The sequence below is a fragment of the Paenibacillus sp. FSL K6-1096 genome (assembly GCF_037977055.1).
Classification (GTDB): Bacteria; Bacillota; Bacilli; order Paenibacillales; family Paenibacillaceae; genus Paenibacillus_AQ.
Map to the genome: position 1 here is coordinate 832840 of NZ_CP150274.1, position 19310 is coordinate 852149.

Annotated in this window: 14 protein-coding genes; 2 read left to right on the forward strand and 12 right to left on the reverse strand. The window is 54.9% G+C overall.

Annotated elements, in window-relative coordinates; translation table 11 throughout:
• Positions 1–31 precede the first annotated feature (31 nt).
• From MHI24_RS03780 to MHI24_RS03810, 7 genes are all read right to left on the reverse strand, one after another.
• Positions 32–1429 carry a M56 family metallopeptidase gene (locus MHI24_RS03780; protein WP_340024231.1) on the reverse strand — a complete coding sequence of 466 codons (1398 nt, stop codon included), beginning with the start codon at positions 1427–1429 and terminating at the stop codon, positions 32–34.
• A 27-nt stretch (positions 1430–1456) separates the two neighbouring features.
• Positions 1457–1816, reverse strand: a complete 360-nt coding sequence (locus MHI24_RS03785) for a BlaI/MecI/CopY family transcriptional regulator (protein ID WP_340024232.1) — start codon at positions 1814–1816, stop codon at positions 1457–1459.
• 107 nt (positions 1817–1923) lie between these two features.
• Positions 1924–3690, reverse strand: a complete 1767-nt coding sequence (locus MHI24_RS03790; protein WP_340024233.1) for an ABC transporter ATP-binding protein — start codon at positions 3688–3690, stop codon at positions 1924–1926.
• Positions 3687–5426 carry an ABC transporter ATP-binding protein gene (locus tag MHI24_RS03795; RefSeq protein ID WP_340024235.1) on the reverse strand — a complete coding sequence of 580 codons (1740 nt, stop codon included), beginning with the start codon at positions 5424–5426 and terminating at the stop codon, positions 3687–3689. The genes MHI24_RS03790 and MHI24_RS03795 overlap by 4 nt, the downstream gene beginning before the upstream one ends.
• 100 nt (positions 5427–5526) lie before the next feature.
• Positions 5527–5673 (reverse strand): hypothetical protein, encoded by a 147-nt coding sequence (locus tag MHI24_RS03800; protein ID WP_340024236.1) that lies wholly within the window; start codon positions 5671–5673, stop codon positions 5527–5529.
• 31 nt (positions 5674–5704) lie between these two features.
• The gene (locus MHI24_RS03805; protein WP_340024237.1) at positions 5705–6802 is read right to left on the reverse strand and encodes a radical SAM protein; all 1098 of its coding nucleotides are present in this window, start codon (positions 6800–6802) and stop codon (positions 5705–5707) included.
• A 9-nt stretch (positions 6803–6811) separates the two neighbouring features.
• Positions 6812–7090 (reverse strand): PqqD family peptide modification chaperone, encoded by a 279-nt coding sequence (locus tag MHI24_RS03810; RefSeq protein WP_340024239.1) that lies wholly within the window; start codon positions 7088–7090, stop codon positions 6812–6814.
• A gap of 207 nt (positions 7091–7297) precedes the next feature.
• Between MHI24_RS03810 and MHI24_RS03815 the strand changes: the two genes are divergently transcribed.
• Both MHI24_RS03815 and MHI24_RS03820 read left to right on the forward strand, forming a co-directional pair.
• Positions 7298–8050, forward strand: a complete 753-nt coding sequence (locus MHI24_RS03815) for a response regulator transcription factor (RefSeq protein WP_340024240.1) — start codon at positions 7298–7300, stop codon at positions 8048–8050.
• Between the two features lie 2 nt (positions 8051–8052).
• Complete coding sequence (locus tag MHI24_RS03820) at positions 8053–8757, forward strand: ATP-binding protein (protein WP_340024241.1); 705 nt, start codon at positions 8053–8055, stop codon at positions 8755–8757.
• Positions 8758–8834: 77 nt separating this feature from the next.
• On the opposite strand, the gene MHI24_RS03825 is transcribed toward MHI24_RS03820, so the two are convergent.
• From MHI24_RS03825 to MHI24_RS03845, 5 genes are read right to left on the reverse strand one after another with little or no spacing between them, the layout of a single operon-like run.
• Positions 8835–14552, reverse strand: a complete 5718-nt coding sequence (locus MHI24_RS03825; protein ID WP_340024242.1) for a tail fiber domain-containing protein — start codon at positions 14550–14552, stop codon at positions 8835–8837.
• A 38-nt stretch (positions 14553–14590) separates the two neighbouring features.
• Positions 14591–14773 carry a hypothetical protein gene (locus MHI24_RS03830; RefSeq protein ID WP_340024243.1) on the reverse strand — a complete coding sequence of 61 codons (183 nt, stop codon included), beginning with the start codon at positions 14771–14773 and terminating at the stop codon, positions 14591–14593.
• A gap of 19 nt (positions 14774–14792) precedes the next feature.
• On the reverse strand, positions 14793–17639 hold the full coding sequence (locus tag MHI24_RS03835) for a tail fiber domain-containing protein (protein ID WP_340024245.1): 2847 nt from the start codon (positions 17637–17639) through the stop codon (positions 14793–14795).
• 28 nt (positions 17640–17667) lie between these two features.
• Positions 17668–18417: a phage tail protein gene (locus tag MHI24_RS03840; RefSeq protein WP_340024246.1), complete on the reverse strand. Its 750-nt coding sequence runs from the start codon at positions 18415–18417 to the stop codon at positions 17668–17670.
• Positions 18414–19286: a hypothetical protein gene (locus MHI24_RS03845; protein ID WP_340024247.1), complete on the reverse strand. Its 873-nt coding sequence runs from the start codon at positions 19284–19286 to the stop codon at positions 18414–18416. Before MHI24_RS03845 ends, MHI24_RS03840 begins: the two co-directional genes overlap by 4 nt.
• Between the last annotated feature and the right edge of the window lie 24 nt (positions 19287–19310).

The following is a 19310-nucleotide window of genomic DNA, read 5'->3' on the forward strand; positions in this document are numbered from 1 at the left end:
GCTCACTTACTGATGCCATCCTACAGATTGCTTAGTTGGCATTGCTGAACTTCAGTCCGTCCTTGCCCAGCTCAAAGCCATACGCTTTGGCCAATGCCTGAAGCTCACTGTCATCCACAGCTTGGATTTCTTTAATGGTATTGTCCTTATCCCGGATCACCTTGAAATCTGTATTACCGTTCCCGTCATAATAGAATTGGTTGAACTTGTCTTCGTGCTGAAGATCCGGGTCCATGAACAGGCGGATGTGCTTGCCGTTATACAGGAATCGGTCCTGGACCTTGTCATAAGTCAAGCCGTAAGCAACATAATCCTTCAGGGAATCGTAATTGAAATCGCTCACTTCTCCGCTGCCATCCGATGAAGCGGCGGCCGCATCCGGTCCGCTGCTGTCTCCGTCCTCCAGTGCGCTCATCTCCGCAGCGCTGTCTGATTGTACACCGCTCACAGCTCCGCTGGACTGTTCAGCGAACGCGGATACCGCTCCGGCTACCAGAATGATTGAGATGGCTGCCGTCAAAACCGTCATTTTTTGAAGCTTCATAATTGACACGATCCTTTCTTTCGTCGCATTTTTACTGAAACCGCTGTACAGGGGAGTGAATCTCCCCTTCTGTTCGGCTACATCCAGGAGACATAAGGCGTAATCCGCCTTGTGCTCTGAGCCCAGCCTGCGGATCACCCTTGCATCGCATACCATCTCCAGATCCCGGTTCAGGTAGACCACCATCAGCCAGACCAGCGGATTGAACCAATGCAGGCAGAGGGCAGTAGACGCAGCCAATTTCCAGACCGCATCGAAATACCGGATGTGCATGTATTCATGGGTGAGGATATATTCCATAGCCGATACATTCCGGGTATCCAGCGTCTTGGGCAGGATAATCTTCGGGTGTCTGATCCCGAAGGTAACTGGTGTATCCATCCGGTCAAAGGTGAGAATCGTCAGCGTCCGCCGCAATGGATGTCTGGTTCGCCAGGCTTCAATCACCGGCTCTCTTCCTGGCAGCGGCAGCGCCGTCCGCAACTCCCTCTTGCTTCTAACGTAGATGACCGCCAGCACCATAAACAGCAGAACGGCACCGCTGGCCCACAACGCATGCAGAAGCTCCGGCTGGATCACCAGATGTTCTGTCTTCATGTCCGATACAGCTGTAACGGCAGGGTGACTGGACGGCCATCCAGTATCCGAATCTGACGGACTGAGCAGCAGGGATGCGGCATCGGGCTGTACCTTCACGAAATGATCCGCACCCGCTGTCTCAGACTGTAGCGGGAGCTGGGGAAGAACGGGAAACGAGACGGGGAGCAGCAGTCTGGCAATGACAATCCCCCATAGCACCAGGAACAACAGCCGGGGTAATCTGTGAATCGTCACAGACCGCAGCAGCAGCACAAGAATGATCAGCACACTTGCTGACATACTCATTCGTAGCAGGTCCGTCATCTTATCCCCTCAGCTCAAGCTTTCCACAATTTTCTTCAGCTTGTCGATGTCGGCCTTGCTGAGATTCTTCTCATTAAGGAATGCTGAGAAGAACATCTCTGCCGAACCGTTGTACATCTTGTTAATCAGTTCCTTCGTTTCATAGGACTGCACCTGCTCTTTGGGGATCAGGGCGGTGCAGATGAAGCCGGGATCTGTCCGCTCGATAGCATCCTTGGCGATCAGCTTCTTGATTACCGTGTAGGTCGTATTCCTGTTCCAGCCCGTTTCCCGGTTCAGAATGACGGCCAGATCACTGGCAGGCAGCTTGCCTTCCCTCCATACAACTTCCATAACCTTCAATTCGGAATCATACAATTTCAGCTCCATATACCAGCCTCCTTCCAATTGACTACTGTAGTAGTCACAATGCAATACTACTCCAATAGTCACACATTGTCAATTATATCCTTTTATTTCTTGGATATTCCACGCCTTTACGCATACAAGTAACTCTGCGCGGTATACATCTCATAATATTTCCCTCTGTGCTTCATCAGTTCAGCATGGGACCCGGATTCACAGATCTCTCCCTGGTCAAAAACATAGATCATATCGCAGAGCCTTGTTACGCCCAGACGGTGTGAGATCATGATGGCCGTCCTATTCTGGCACAGCTCGGAGAATTCTTCGTAAATCTGTGTCTCCACCTTAGGGTCAAGGCTGGCTGTAGGTTCGTCCATAATCAGAATTTCGGCTTCCGGCCGGCTGAGCGCCCGGGCAATCGCCAGCCTCTGCCATTGTCCGCCGGACAGCTCTATGTCATTATGCTCAAGCTGTCCAAGCTGGGTGTCCAGCCCCTGTGGGAGCTGTCTGATGAAGGACTCTATGCCTAAGTTCCGCAGGGACTGCTCCTGGAAGTCTTGCCCGAAATTGCCCGCCCGGATATTGTCTGCTACCGAGAACTGGTACCTAAGAAAGTTTTGGAAGACACAGACTGTCTTCTTCCTGAACGCCTCCAGGACGTCACCCAGCGCCTTCTCCCCGATCAGCACCTCACCTGAGGTGGGCTTGTACAAGCCCAGAAGCAGATGAATAAACGTGGACTTGCCGCACCCGTTTTCGCCGACCAGAGCAATCTTCTCGCCTTTATGTATTGTGATATCTATATTTTTCAAAGTGAGATTTGCGCTGCCCGGATAGCTGAAATCCACATTCCTGAATCTTATGAATGATGCGTCAGAGTCTGTCAAAGTCATATGCCCGCCGCCAGCATATTCTGGGAGGTTCAGGAAATTCAGCAGATCCTCCATATACAATGTGTAGCTGTTCATCGAACTGATTTTATTCACCATACTGCTTAGGCCGTCTGTTATCGCCTGCATAGACGTGATGATCAGCATCACATCGCCTATGCTCATACTGTGATCCAGAACACCTGTAACGGTTATCAGCAGGCAGATGCCCAGCGCAACATTGCGGAACAGATCGACGAGCGCTCCGCCCAGCGTATAATGCAGAAGTAATCTGAACTTCTCTTTCCACACCACATGGCGGATTGTCTCCGTACGGTCGTTCAAATAATCAATTAAGCCGAACATACGGATCTCCTTCGCATACTTCCGGCTGGTCAGCACCTCGTACATATAGTTCAGACGGCGCAGCGGCTTGCTCTGCTCTACTGCCTGGAAGTAGCTCCGCCGCCCCTGTTCATTCATCAGCAGCAGATACGGAACTGTACCCGCGACGGCAATCAGGGGAAAATAAAGGTTGATCCTCATGAGCAGAACAATATACGAGAAAATGGAGAACACCGGAAGCGCCACGGACAATGCGTTATTGATGTAGGCCAATATACCTTTATTCACATTGGATTGTACCCGCTCTAGAAGATCATAGACGGCCGGATTCTCCAGTTCTTCCATCGTAATAACAGACAGCTTCTTGTTCACTTGTCTGATGAATTCACGGTTAATGTTATATTTCAGGCGATTATTAACATGTGCTGTAAGATGCTCACAGCAGTCCAGAATGATCTTTAGTACGGCGTAGCCGGCAACAAGAATGAGCAGCTTGTGCGTTACATCGGATACTGAACGCAAGGCAGGGAGGCCGTCGATCAACAGCTTATAAAACCAGGCTCCAAGGGGAGCCAGCAGCGCGGTTAACGCCATAAGCCCCAATGAGAAGGTCAGGTCCCTCGTACAGAACAGCTTGACAATCATTATTATGTTGCGGACATGGGTCATCGTTTTTGCAGTCATATTACTTGATCCCCCGTATCATACCATTTGGCCTGATTCACGAAGAAGCTGCAATATTCGCCGCCCCGCTGCATCAGCTCAGCATGGGTGCCTTCTTCCACGATCTCTCCCTGCTTTATAAAAACAATCCGGCTGGCCAGCTTGGCAATGCCAATTCTGTGTGATACCAGTACAACGGTTCTGCCGCGGAAATATTTGCCGATATTGCGGAATTGCTGAATCTCCGACAGCGCGTCTAAAGAAGCGGAGGGCTCATCGAACAGGATGAAATCGGCATCGCGCATAAATGCCCGGCTGACCGCTACCTTCTGCCATTGCCCTTCTGACATGTCGATTCCGCCGGCATCGAATTTTTTGCCCAATATGGTGTTCAATCCTTCTGGATATTGTACGATAACCTGGTTCAATTGACCTTTCACCGCAGCCTCACGGATGAGATCAACGTCATCTATGTGCGTTACATCGCCAATGCCGACATTGTCCCGGATCGAGAATTCAAATTTGGCATAATCCTGAAATGCGGCGGTGGCGGCTGCACAATCATTACGCACCGTTCCTTCCGTAGGCTTCAGCAGCCCGGCCATCAATTTGGCCAAGGTGCTTTTGCCGCTACCGTTTTCGCCTACCAGCACAATAATCTCACCTCTGCCAATACGCAGGTTAATATGCTTTAAGACGGGCGGGTGCTCACCATAAGCGAACGATACATTTTGTAGCTCAACGACCGTTCTGTTCTTACTTAAGAGCGGTAAGGGAAGAGGAGGCTTACGATCCGGCTGCTTCTCTGTAATCAGCTCTCTGAATTCTTTGATATAAATGGTATTCATGCGGGCCTCCGAGAGGAATTCCGCGCAGGCATTAATCCCCTCAATAATCTGTCCCTGGCCTTGGGTGAGAACAATTAACTGATCAACGCTCAGCTTAGCCAGCGCCACCCCATAGCACATGACCAGCAGCATACTGTTCTCCAGGCCAAGCATGAGCGCAGACCACATGCAGCCGATAAGCGTCCATTTGCGGCTGAAGCTCAGATTCATGTCCCTGATCTCATCAAATTTGCCGAGCCGCTTCGCCTCCAGCCAACCGAAGATCTGGAAGCTGCGGATCTCCTTCTGACTGCTGCGGTCCTGCATCAGCTGGCTCAAATAACTCAGCTTGCGGTCCTCGTGCTCCTGCTGCTTCATCAGAGCAATGTGCTCCGCCGTATTTTTTTTCATGAAATAGTTGTAGAGCAGTCCAAGCAGTATAAACACCAGTAGATACCCGGCCCCCAGCCTGAGGATAATGAGCGCAGAGATACAGAAGCCTGCTACCGCCCCCGCGAAATGAAACAAACCGTTAACGGCGTTCGTCAGCTTATACCACAGCGTATCCTTGGCTCTTTCGATTTGCAGCAGGTAATCAGCCTGATCCAGCTTGCATAAATCCGCCTTGGCAATCGCATCGAACATCTGCCGTTGCAGCAGCGCACCTACCTTATTCTCAAGCAATTCGATGAACAGCAGCGAGAACGAATACTGAATATGCTTGAGCGAATAGACAAGGACGTACGCAAAGATGAGCATGGCAATGGCCAGAATCCCGGGGGATTGTCCAAGACTGACGATCAGGCGTTGAATCAGAAGCAGCTCCAGCGGCTGCAACGAATACATTAAGAGATAGAGCAGGAGAATGGAGACCATCGTGACCGGCTGTTGTCTGACAAAGGTGGCCAGAACCCACTTATATTCCTTCATGCGCTCTCCCCTGCCTTTCCATGAAAAGAACATGATTATGTGAAATAACCATGTCCTTGTCCATAATATGGAGCTTGTTAAGTATAAGTTGAATCAGGACTTACCAATTTCCGCATTTAAAGTTGCGTTTGCAGGAATAGGTCTTGCAGGTGAATGTTTTTGGACAGCTGAAGCCTGAAGTACAAGCGGCAGGAGTCACCATGGAATCTGTGCTTGCTTTTTCAATCATCGGTCTGATATAGCTCATGTTCTCACCTCCTTTCAAGTAAAGCGCCGGATTAGGGCTGGGGCACCAGTGTTTTTCTGTTCTTTTGTAGCTCAGACACATAATGCTTCGTTCTTACCCGGCAGCAGCCGTCCGTATCCTGAACCGACCCGCCATTGGCTACAGCGATGGCCACACAGCCCTTGCCGCAATGTTCATTCCAGATGCAACTCTGGCACTTGTTCATGTAATTCTGGCCCACCTGAAAGAACTTGACCAGGTTCACGAGGCGCTGGGACTTCAGCATAGAGGATAGAGAGGATTCATAGATATTGCCAATAGAATACTGGACATCTGTGAAGAGCTGGCACAGAAACACATTACCTGAAGAGTCTATTCTTGGTGTTAGCGGAATCTTGGTATCCTCTTCTGTCACTCCAGTGAGCAAGGGGCAGGCCCCTGTGAAATCATCGGGCAGGGTAACTTTCAACCCTCTGCTGATCAGATCCGCCACCTCCGGATGACTATGCAGACGCTCCGTCAGCTCAGATTTCTCCAGAAGATCCAGGTATAAATTGTTCTTGTTATTCTCACTTCGGCCCAGGCTGCTGAGACTCGCAATTTCGGCTTGGGGAATCTTGAAGCCAGCGGTCATCTTCAGCAGATTGACCATATCATCTTTGTTGAAGCCGGTCAGCACACTGCGGATCAGAATTCGCTCACTCATCCCGGCATCAAGCAAATGCTTCAAGCCCCGCATCGTCTGATCGAAGCTGCCGCGCCCGCATAACTGGTCATGGATGTCAGCACGTGAGCCGTTGACACTTAACTGAATGGCCGCGTTAGAGGAAGCAAACCTCTCTGCAATCTCCGGGGTAATATAGGTGCCATTGGTAATGACCAGCACCATGCCGAACTTCTTCTTCTTCAGCTCATCCATGAAATCCCAGAATTCAGGATGCGAGGTTGGCTCCCCTCCGGAGATCGTAATGCTTGTATCGGGATGATCCGGCAGTTCGTTAATGATGCTCATGAAGGCCGGCTTATCAATCTGGCTATGCAGAACACCGGATTCGTTATAGCAGTGCAGACAGCGCAGGTTACAATTGGAGGTGATCTCCAGATAACATCCGTTTAACTTAAAGCTCTCGGCAGGTGACAAAAATTCCACACAAGCACCTCATTTCCTAATTTTCACAAAACCTCTCTGCTCCAGCTCCTCGAACGCTCCGATACAGTCCGTAACAATATCGCTGAGCTCAAGCTGCTCCTTCTCCAAACACTGGTCATAGAGCATACCGGCTACCTCGGATACTGTTCTTCCATTGCAATGCTCCCATAAATACTTCGCGGTCTGATTCAAAAAGAACATCTCGCGATTACTGTCCATCACCAGCGATTCTTCGCCCAGGTCCTCATGAATTACGTTGACTCTGGACAAAAGCGTATTCGCATTCATCGGCTCACATCCTTACAGGAAATTTCTGCACGTGATTTGTTTCACTTTGAAATCTATCAAGCTTCCTCTTGAGTTCACTATAACGTAATATCCTATATTATGGAACATATTGTATGTTAATGGTATAATTAGACATGCAAACGTATTTATTGGGTGTTTTTATTGCTGGTCTATGACAAAATACTACATTGAAAAGGAGCGATCGCGTTGTTCCATGTAGGCGTGTGTGATGATGACGCCGAGGTTCTGGGTAAGCTGAAGCAATATTTTGCCCAGTTGTCCTTAGTGGCCGATTATTCATTCGATGTCCACTACTACCCTTCCGGTGAAGCACTGCTTAAGCAGTATAGAGCCATGCAGGGAGAATACGCGTATCATCTGCTGATTCTGGATGTCGAAATGACCGGGATCAGCGGGATAGAGACAGCCCAGGCTATCCGTTCGATCCCGGACTGGGATGTGCAGATCATATTCCTGAGCAGCTACCCTGAATACATAATGGCCAGCTTCGACGTCCAGACCTTCCAATACATGCTGAAGCCGGTTCCGTATAGCTTATTCAAGAGCAAGATTCTGAAGCTGTGCCGTTATATCGATTCATGTTCCAACCGTTTTGTCACGATCAAAGTCGAAGACGGACAGGTCGTGTTACGGCGGCCCGACATTATTGCAATTATCAAAATTAAGCATTCGCTGGCCCAGAACAAGCTGAAGGTCATCACATCAACTCAGGAGTATATCATCAATGGAACCTTGCAGGCCTGCTCAAATAAACTGGGTCCCCAATTTTTGACGATTCACCGGTCAATCATCGTTAATCTGGAGCATGTCCGCCGATTCAACTCAAGTACCGTGGTGATGTGTAATGACGAGGAATATCCGATTGGCCGCTCCCGGTCGAAGACGGTCAAGGATGTCTATGCGGAATATATGCTGGAAGACCTGCAAAGGAGAGGATAACTATGATTTCAGCGATTGTCCGCCGTCTCAGACACAGGGAACATTACAAAGCCACTACAATCGACCGGCTGACGAAGGCGAATTCCAGGCTGCAGCAGCAAATCGAAGCCCAGGATTCCAGCTACAAGCAGATTTTGCATTCATTCATGGATATTAAACAGATCATTCATGATACCAACAAGCAATTAATATACATACGTGCCTGTATTGAACAAGGCCAAGCGGCAGAAGGCGCCGGGCATATCAGCAGAATATTGCAGGACATCGAAGCCTCCTGCAGGCAGGTGGCCACCGGCAACCTCGCGGTCGATGCTCTGGTCAGCCACGCGCTTAGCCTCGCTCAGGAGCTTGAGATCACCATGGAGCACAGAATCCAGCTCTCGCCTCAAGCTAAGGATTTCGACCGTTATGATCTGTGTATTGTGCTGGGCAATCTCCTGGACAATGCCATTGAAGCAGCAAAACAAGTCAGAGAGAGCGAGGACCGGTCCATTCAGCTCCATATCCATGCCAACAACAAGGCACTCGTTATCTACATCAGCAATTCAATCGAAGCTCATGGCCGGCCCAGAGACCCTAAGCTGCGTGGGACCGGGCTGAGCAATGTGCAGCGTGTAGCCGACAATTATGGCGGCCATCTGAAAACAGCCATCAAAAAAGGAAGCTACGAGACGGTAGTCGTTCTTCCCTTCTTAAATTCCCGGTGATTTTCACCTGCAGCATCGGGTGTACTGAATCAGCCCCTGCAGCGATTATGCTACAGGGGCTGAAATGTGTTATGTTCCTATACTCCCGCCAATGCAGTCACTTGAGCCTGGAGAGCGTTCATTTGCTTGCGCAGCTCCCGGCCTTCCTTCTGCTGCTTCTGGACCACCGTTGTCAGCACGGCAATGATGTCCATCAGCACCACCGACTTGTGATCAGCGGTAGAGAAAATCTCCGGCACTTCCTCGGCGATGAAGCCGATGTTCTGCTTCTTGGCATTCTCTGCCTTGTAGCTGAAGGTCACGGGCTTCAGCTTGTTCAGCAGCTCCAGCGCCTTCTTGACCGGCAGACTGGCGACATTCTCCTTGAAGCTTCTGGACGAGGTCTGTGCAAAGTTAGCCGCCCGCAGATTGCCGCCGACATCCAGCTTGTAGTCATCTGCCGGGGCTCTGCCGATCCCCACATTGCCGGCGGAATCCACCGTCAGCGCAGCCGCTGTCTGGACCAGCCCGTCATAGGCGGTATCCTGGAGGACCAGATTCAGCATCTCTTCCCCGGTCCCCGCCTGCCATACATTGGCGATATCATCCCATGCGATCCGGGCGTTCTTCTCCTCGGCCCGGGCCACTTCAATTCCTTGGCTGACGGTCAGGCTGCCGCTGATCTCGGCATCCTTGGCCGTTAATGTACCGCTAAGTGCGGCGTCTGCAACGGTCAAATTACCGGATACTGCGGCGTCGCCCTTGACATCAAGCTTCACGGCTGGAGCTGCGGTGCCAATGCCCACGTTCCCGGAGGCAATCTTCAATGCGCCGCTAAGTTCTGTAAGCTCCTGATGCGTGTGATCGCTGTAGGCAAGCTGCTTCAGACTGCCGGCCAGCCCCAGCTGCCATTCGGCCAACGCCTCATTCCAGACAATCTGCGCCTTCGCGCCTGCAGCTCTGGCCACATCAAGCCCCTGGCTAACAGTCAGGCTGCCGCTGATCTCAGCGTTCTTGGCCGTTAATTCACCGCTAATGGTTGCATCCTTCGTGGTAAGCGAAGCACTGACCGCAGCTTCCGTAACGGTCAATGTACCGGATACTACTACATCGCCCTTGACATCAAGCTTCGCAGCAGGCGCTGCGGTGCCAATGCCCACATTCCCGGAGGCAATCTTCAGTGCGCCGCTAAGCTCCGCCAGCTCCTGATGCGTATGATCGCTGTAAGCGAGTTGCTTCAAGCTGCCGGTAACACCGGCGGTCCAGGCATCCAGGGATTCATCCCAGAGAAGCTGGGCCTTCGGATCTGCTGCCCGGTCCACGGCTATTCCCTGGGTAAGCGTGAGTGTGCCGGTGATCTCGGCATCCTTGGCGGTAAGGGTGCTGCTGATTCTGGCTTCTGCTGCTGCTAATGATCCGGCGGCAGCAATGTCCCCAGCAGTCAGATTGCCGGATACTGCGGCATCCCCCTGTACATCCAGCTTGGCAGATGGCGTGTCCGTACCGATTCCGATGTTGCCGTCTACCACCGTCAAGGCCTCGGAGAGAGCAGCGAATTCAGGATGGGTATGGCCTTTGAACTCAATAGCCATCAGGGTATTCGCAACGCCCGCCAGCCATTCATCGGCGGCCTCATCCCACAGCAGCTGGGCAGGAAGCGCGGTTCCTCCGCGGAAGACCTCCAGCCCGGCGTTTTTGACAATCGGGGCAGTCTGAGGTGTGTATTTGTTGACTCTGATAATATTGTCCTCAACCTCAAGGGTAGCCGCGTTGATGGTCACAGTATCCCCGTTCACGGTCAGATTGCCTTCCACCGTCAGGTCCTTGGAGATGACGGCGCTGTCGGCGCTAAGCTTGCCGGCCATATTCAGGTCCTTGGAGATGACAGCGCTATCGGCGCTAAGCTTACCGGCTACTTTCAAATCTTTGGATATCTCGGCATTCTCGGCTTTAAGCTGGCCCCGGACCACCGTATCACCCTGAACATCCAGCTTGGCTTCCGGATTGAACATCCCGATTCCGACCCTGCCGGCGCGGGTCACACCGAAGGCCGTGTCTCCGCCGGCCACCTTAACATCCAGCAATGCAAGCGGAGCCGTAGTGCCGATCCCGACATTGCCCTGGTCATCCGAAAAGACGGCCACGGTGTTACCCAGTGAATTGAACAGCTTGTTCTGTCCGCCCTTGCCTGTGCCGAATTCGGAGAAGGTCTTCCCGTCCCCGTAGAACCAGGCGTTCTGCTCCTGGTTCCAGTAGATCCGGGCATTCGGCTGCGCCTTCCCGCTGCTGTCCAGACCGCGCGCAGCTTCGAAGCCGCCGGCCACTACGCTGCCGGTTACCATGACATCCTTGCTGATGACCGCATTGTCTGCATTGATGCCGTTGGTAAATGAAGCCGTGCCTTCGAAGATAGCATCAGCACGTGCAGTCAGCTTGCCCGAGAAGATAGCCGCCCCTGAGACCTCCGTCTCCGTGCGGAAAAGCGCTTTGCCGGCCACATCCAGCACCTCGGTGGGGTTATCGGTGCCTACCCCCATCCGGCCGCTGCGGGTCAGGCTGAGCACTGTTCTGCCGGCGGTGCCCAGCTTCCAGCGGTCCTTCGCCCACTTAATCTGTGCGCTGGTCTCGGTGCCCTGCGGCACCTCCAGCCCGTCACCCACAGTCAGTGTTCCCGTAATGGCGGCACTGGCAGCGGTCAGGGCGCCTTTAAGTGCAGCGCCCGCAGCCTTCACACTGCCGGAGGCCTCAACATTGCCGGTGGAATCCACCACCAGCGCCGAGCTGTCGGCAGGTGTGGCCACTTGCCATTGGCCCTTGGCCTCATCCCAGGCAAGCTTGGCTGAATTCTCGTCCGTACCGCGGAAGATCTCCAGCCCGCCGCCGGATAACGATTTGACCGCTCCCGCTTCCTTGTTGACCGTTACCCACGGGCTGCCGATCTCCAGCTCGTCGGTGGCGATGCTAGCGGTATCGCCCCGCACTTCAAGGTCACCGGCTACCGTCAGGCGTTGGCCTACGGTCAGGTCATGATGGACATCCACATCGCCTTCCGCACTGGCGCTGAGTGCCAAAACATCACTCTGCGGATTGTACAGCCGGCTATGGATGTGCAGGGAATCCGCGCTTGCCATCTGGGTCAGCTTGTCCCACGAGCTGCCGCTGGCCACATTCTCCAGCGCAGCACCGATGCCTACCTTCCATTTCCGCTCGCTCTCGCTCCAGACCATCCGCGCCGGAGACTGGTCTTCTCCCCGGTAAACCTCAATTCCGCTCTCTCCGGCAGGCGGCGTGTCCCCTTCATATTTGTTGATCTCTATCACGTTATTCGTGACCACAAGGTCTTCCCGCTTCACTGTTGTGGTCGTGCCCTTGACGATCAGATTGCCGTCCACCCGCACCAGGCCCTGAACGGCCAGGCCGCCGCTGATGTCAGCGCCGTTGTTGACGGACAGGGTGCCCTGCACCTCGGCATCGTTAATGATCTCAATATCACTGTCCGCATTCACCCGGATGGCGGTGCTGCCTCCGCTGTCGCTTAAGGAATTGTGCCGGTGCAGGCCATCCGCATCCGAGCTGACCCCGCCGGTCAGCGCATCCCAGTTGCTGCCGTAAGCAATACTGGACAGCTCGTCTCCCAGCCCCAGCTTCCAGCGCCCGTCTGTCTCATCCCAGACCAGCTTGGCGCTCGGGTTCTGCTTGCCCCGGTAAACCTCGATGCTGCTCTGCTTCAGGGTAGAACTGTTGCCTTCGAATTTATTCAGCTCGATCCGGTTGCTGACTACCACCAGATCCTCCTTCTTCACGAAGGTGGTGGTGCCCTTTACGGTCAGGTTGCCTTCGATGGTCGCCGATCCGCCTACATTCAGATCACTCTTAAGCGAAGCAGTTCCCTTAGCAACCAGTGCTCCGCCGATCTCCAGCTCGCCAGAGGCGGTCAGCTTGCCCTGGCTGTCCGCTGACAGAATGGTGCCGCCCGACGGCGTGGACAGTCTGCTGTGCTTATGGGAAGTGTCGGAGACTGCCCCGTTCGTCAGCGAGTCCCACTTGGTGCCGTATGGAATGTCAGACATGCTGCCTTCCAGGCCGATTTTCCATTTGCGGTCCGTCTCATCCCATTCCATCCGCGCCTTCGGCTGCTGGCTGCCCCGGTAGACCTCAAGGCCGCCCTTGCTGCCTAGCGGAGTCTGGTTCTCCGCCTTGTTCACCGTCAGGAAGCTGTCCTCCACCTCCTGCTCGACCTTGCGGATGACCACCTCTTCTTCCCTGACAATCAGCTTGTTCACCGTCAGCGTCTCGCCAACCAGCAGATCATGGGGAACATTCACATTGCCGTCCGCCCCGATCTCCAGCGCCAGCAGGCTCTTGTCTTCATTGTGGAACTGCCTGTGGGTATGCAGGGCATCGGCATTGCTGCTCCCGCTGGTAAGCTCCTCCCACTGCTTCCCGTCCGGGATATCGGTCATATCCCCGTTCGCGGTTCCGGTCTGCCAGGATCTGGTCGCTTCATTCCAGGCGATTTTGGCATTGGGCAGGGTGGCTCCCCGGAAGACCTCAAGCCCGCCGCTATTTGATAACAACGTGCCGGTTACACTCATCCCCCGGTCCGCCAGAACCGTGCCGTTCTCATCGGTACGGAGCACAGGCGTGCCGTCCGCCGCCTTCAGCTGGCTGTGGCTATGGAGGCTGTCGGCATTCGCCCCGTGATGGAGCTGCTCCCAATCCGCACCGTAAGCCACCTTGAACATCCCGCTGGACACATCATCCTGCTGCACATCGGTTCCGATCATCCAGCCCTTGGTATTCTCGTCCCACTCCAGCTTGGCCGCAGGCTTATCCTTGCGGATCAGCTCCAGACCGATCCGGTCCTCCTCCCTGGCATTCTGATTCAGGGTCACCTTGCTTCCCCCAACAACCACCTGGGGAACATCCAGCACCGCCATGCCCCCACTGACCTCAATTCCATTCCTGGCGGAGAACGTGCCTTCAACCGCAGCCGCCCCAGCCAGCTCCAGATCCCCGGACTCGTTCACCTTGAATACCTTTTCACTGCCCGAGGTAACTGCCAGCCCCCCGTTAACCTCCACGGCACCGAAGGTGCTGATGGCGCCTGCCTTGATACTTCCGGTGAACTCCGTCAGGGCGGCGTGCACGTTAAGCCGGTTGCCCTCGTCACCGTCGATCTCCTTCGAGTTGCTGAGATACGGAGTGTCCGCTTCTTCCTTCGAGCCGATCAGGATCTGATCCGCCTTCAGCTTCGTTCCTCCTACCGCCCGGGTTACCAGCTTCGTGCCGTCAACATCCGTCTCGTAGATCTGATCCACGCTCAGCACCCCTTCCGGGGTATGGTTCAGATTCACCCGGGCCAGCAGGATATTCCTGCGCACATCCTCCGGCTTCCGGGCGCTGACCTGGATCTCCGCCTGTTCCAGCACATGAATCGGCTGACCGCCCCCTTTAATCGAGTCGGGGTCCGCTGTCTCTTCCTGATAACAGATGGAGATATAGATCTGGTCCGAGGTGCTGTACCCAGAGAGATCAATCACTCTGCCCGGATGCGTGTCGCTGACCAGAATCTCCTGGCTGATCTCCTCATTATTCTCCGGGTCGGTGACACGGTTGAGCGCGAAGCCCGGAGCAATCTCAACCGTGATCAGATCCCTCTTGGTCACCTGAAGCCCGTCAACAATCCCCCAGTCATGAAAATAACGGTTATGCAGCTGCCGCACCCGCTTATGGTAGTCCTGATCCAGCGTCAGGTCCTCTTCCTTCAGCAGCAGCCCGTTGAAATAATTCATCCGTTTCATATCCTTTGGCACAATCCCACTCCTCCCGGCTCTTCTTGGTTCCTGCCTGATCAGGCCTGGACAGGCGCTTCTTCTGCGGCAGCCAGCTCTTCCAGCACCTGAATAGCTCCGCTAATCCGTGTCAGGGTATATCCCAGCTGGGTGCGCTTATCGTCCAGCTCCTGAATCATCTGCCGTCCCGCTTCAAGCTCGGCCTTCAGTTCGTTCATCCGTGCTTCCAATTGTTCCTTCATGGGTTCATCCTCCTATGGTTTAGGCACCCTGCAGGGTGTCGATTTGATGCTGCATTCTGGCCATTGCCTTCTGCTGATCCTTCAGCACGCTGGTAAGAACAGCAATAATGTCCATTCCGCTGATCGCCCGCTGGTCGGGATCGGCCAGTACGGCCGGGACTTCCTCGGCAATGAATCCGAGTGTGCGCTGCTTGCTGCCGCCTTTATATTGAAAAGACACCGGATTCAGCCCCTCCAGCAGCTGCTTCGCCTCCCGCACCGGAATATCGGCAATATTGTCCTTCAGCTCGCGCGAGGACCACCAGTACATGCTGCCGTTGGCATAGACCCCGCCGCTGGCATGGAGATAGATGCGGTCCCCGGCATCATTGGAGACCCCGATATCCAGCACACAATTCTCCCCGCTGGTCGGGTAATACTTGATCCAGGCCGAATCGCCGCTGCCGCCGCCCGGGTCGGAAGGGAAGATGATCCCGTTGTTGCCGCTGCCCGCGCTGGGAATCAGGGCATTTCTTACTTCCAGGCTGCTGTGAACGGATGCATACTGCCAGTCATTGCCGTAGTTCAGCACCAGATGGCTGCCGTTATCGACCAGCGCCCTGCCGGGGGCGCCGCGGCGGCTGGAATAGCCGATGTAGAAGTCCGCACAACGGACCACAGCCGCGAATTCCTCGGCCACATCCAGCTTCTTGAATTTGCCGCCGAAGTTGAACACCTCGGTCTTGATGTTGCCCTTGATCTCAAGATCGCCCTTGATGACCGCGCCGCCATTCACCTGCAGCGAGCCGTTAACATCCAGATTATCCCATATGGAGACCCGGCGTGATCCCGATTTCCCGTTCCCGGCAATCATCAGGGAATTGTAGCTGGCGGTGTCGTTGCTGATCTCGGCGTAGTTCGCAGATTGGCCGGTGAATCCGGACCATTTGGAGGTGAAGCGGACCGGATTCTGTCCGCTCAGGATACGCAGCTCGCCTGCGACATCCAGCTTATCCGCCGGACTCAGCGTGCCGATCCCCACGTTGCCTGAAGCGTTAAGGGAAATGTGGTCGCTTTTATCGTTAGAGGTGCCGATCTCCAGGGTGCAATCCTCCCCGGTGCGGGGGTAGTACTTGATCCAGGCCAGGTCGCCGCTGCCGCCGCCCGGATTAGCCGGGAAAATAATCCCGTTATGCTCCCCGTTCCCGGTGCTCGGGATAATCTCCTGGGAGGCCTGCATTCTGCCGTTGACATACAGGAACCCGTTCACATCCAGCCGGTCCCAGACAGCTACCTTCCTGCCCTGCCCGGCGGAGCTGTTGCCGACAATCATCAGCGCCTTGTGGTCTGTAATATCGTTGCTGATCTCCGCACCGTTCATCCGGTTGTCGGGGAAGCCTGTCCAGGCAGAGGTGAAGCGGATGGGATTGCGTCCGCTGAGCATCCGCACACTGCCATCGACATCCAGTGAATCCTCCAGGCTCCGCTGCGGGCCGACGCCGACATAGCCGTTCTTGTTCCAGGAGAGCACCTGCTTATCTGTGCGGGAGCCGTCGCCATTAACCGTCCGGGTGCCCAGCACTCCGCCGCTGCCGCCGAATAAGACCGGACCATCGACCTCCGCCGCAGCAAAGGGCTTGCCGGCTCCGAACCAGCCCAGCCCCTGCGAGCTGTCAATCGTGTCCGGGTTCGTGCCCTTCAGCCACAGGGTGCTGTCCTCTTTAAGAGCGAGGTCGGAGTCACTGTACAGTTTGCCTGCTCCGGTGAAGCTGAAGGAAGCGCCGCCTGGCGATGAGAGTCTGCTGTGAAGGTGCAGGGAATCGGCGTAATCTTTTTGCGTCAGACTGTCCCATTCGTTGCCGTAGGCTAGCTTCTTCAGATCGCTGCCAAGCCCGGCCTTGAAGCATTTCTCCGCTTCAACCCAGACGATCCGCGCGTCATGGATGCCGCCTTCACCCCGGTACACCTCCAGCCCCCCATCCCGCGGGCCCGGGAATTCATAGTTGGGATCATCCGTATTGGGGCTGTTGACCTCCACGAAGCTGTTCATAATCCGCATTTCGCTCTGGGATTTGTCCTTGCTCTTCAGAATCAGCTCGCCTTCGAGCGTCAGCGCCCCGGCAATGCTCATCGCCCCGGTGAAGCGGGTCTCCGGCGCCTTGATCTCCAGCAACTTACCCTCCTGCAGCGTATACAGCGATGGCATCGCAGCCAGCACCGCCTCGCTCCGTCCGGGCCCGTCCATACTGTCCTCGCTCCGGGCCGGAATGATCAGCTTCTCGGTGACTAGCTTCTTACCGGCTGCACCGGCATAGGTTCTCAGCGGCGTACGGGCAGCATCGCTGTCATAATCGAAGATGCACGCACTGTCGATGACAATTCCGCTTCCCTCCTTGCGGGGAACCACACGCCCCAGGACGATCGTATCCGTACCCTCGGGCTTCTGCAGGCCGTGGCTGATTCTGCCCCGCTCCCAGATATGAATCTCCTGCCCCTGCCCCCGCTCGATATTGCGTCCGGCTTCCGTCTCCTCATAGCTGACCCAGATATAGATATTCTCATTGGCGTTATATTCCGAGAGATTCACCGGATTATCCGGGTGTCCCTCATAGATCAGAATTTCCTGGCTGATGCTCTCGTCCTTGCCTGTAGTTTTGTCCAGGACCGATACCTGGTTCAGGGCGAGCCCGTCCGCTATGCTTACCTTCATCGGGTCGGATTGACCCCCGGAGGGAAGGATCTTCAGCCCGCAGACAATGCCCCAGGTGTGCAGATAACGGTTATGCAGCCGCTGCAGGCGCAGGTAAAAGTCCTGATCGAGCTTGTAATCCTCCGCATTCAGGAAGAGGCCGTCAAAGTAACGCATTCTTTTCAATTCTTGTCCCATCAGTTGCTTGCCTCCCGATCTATAATCTCTACTGCTCAGTCATGCCCCCGACCAGCGTCTCCATGCCCACCCGACCGTACACCCCGAGGCGCATCTGCGGCACTTCAATATTCAGGCTGGAATTGGTGTAAAAAGGCCGCTCCTTCCGGATCACATCCTGCAGGTTCCGCACCTTCTGCTGCAGCAGGCTCCGGCTGTATGCCGGAAGAATGATATGGATGGAGAAGTAGCTTGGCTCCGCCGCTCCGACCATAGTATTGATTCCGACACGCCGGGACTGTCCGCACCGTACCGGCTCCTCGTAATTGCAGATCTGAATGGACGCTTCCTCCCCGGCATGGACCTGTATATACTCCTTAAGCCCCTCCAGGGTGCCGCGTTTCTGATAGAGCTGCACGCTCCTTCCGATCAGCTTGCGGTTGACGGTGCTGCGTGCTTCTGCCAGGGGCAGCAGCTGGTCCCGGGCCAGCGTGCGCTCGCCGGTATCCTGCTCTCCGTCGTATGCCTCGCCTTCTGCCAGCTCAAGGCCCACCCAGCCTGCCAGCCAGGACAGGAAAGGGGCGGGTGTCTTCCCGGGGTCGAAATAATGGTGCAGACCGTCCAGCATCGCTTCTATGCCTGCGGATTCTGTCCCCACTGCCCCCGTCTTGCCGGACAGCATCGCTTCGAAGGCCTTCAGGAACCGTCCCAGGAAAAACTGCTCATCGGTCTCCTCCGCCTTCTGCTGGAACACCCGGGGAAGATACTGTACATAGCTGTACTTCTGCTGACTGCTCATGCTTCCACCTCAATCTTCAATTCCTTCAGCTTAAACAGCTGGAAGGGCAGCAAATCGGGAGAATCCAGGGTCACATTCGTCACATGATCGATGCCGGTGATCCCCTCTACCAGATGATAGAGGTCCGAGGCATACAGCTTTCTCCCCGGCGGCCAGCCCTGGCCGTTCTCTCCGCCGCTGACCGGGTCCAGAAATTGTACAATCCTGTCGTTAACCGTGCTGCCGATCCCCGGGTTCCTGGCTGAGACCACCATCTCAATGGCAACCTCCCGGTAATCCGGCTCCACCACATGGACCCGGGTCGTCAGGAGCTTGCACTCATCCAGGCTGGCTTTGACATATTGCCTGATCGCTGTCATCTCCCGCATCAGGTCCTTCTGGTTCTCAGTTTGCAGCACCAGGATTACCGAGACATGCCCGAAGGCTTCCCTGTCTTCTCCGCTGCCGTTCTCCATATCCGTATTGATCAGGCAGAGCGTGCGGACTGTAAGATCAGGATATGTGCTGAGAATCCCGGGAACCGCAAGCAGGCTCTGCCTGGCCAGCAGCTCGTAATCCGCTGCGGTTACTGCCCGGTAACACTCGGAGAACTGCTTCGCGGCCCGGTAGATTCCGTCCGCAAGAAGCTCCTCATCCCCCAGGGTAACTCCCAGCAGCTTCAGGAAGTTCTGCTTGCTCTCATCTGTCACCTGATCCAGCCGGTACAGCACCATTTCTGTGAAGTAGGCAAACAGCTCCACCAGGGTAATGCCGGGATCGGACGGATTGTAGTTCGTCCAGTCCGGATCATAGAGCGGAATCAGCGTGAGCGCATCCGCGACTAGCTGGCCGAAATCAAGATCATCCAGCTCACGTACTGGAAGCGGCATAGGTTCATCCTCCTTTCTGAATAG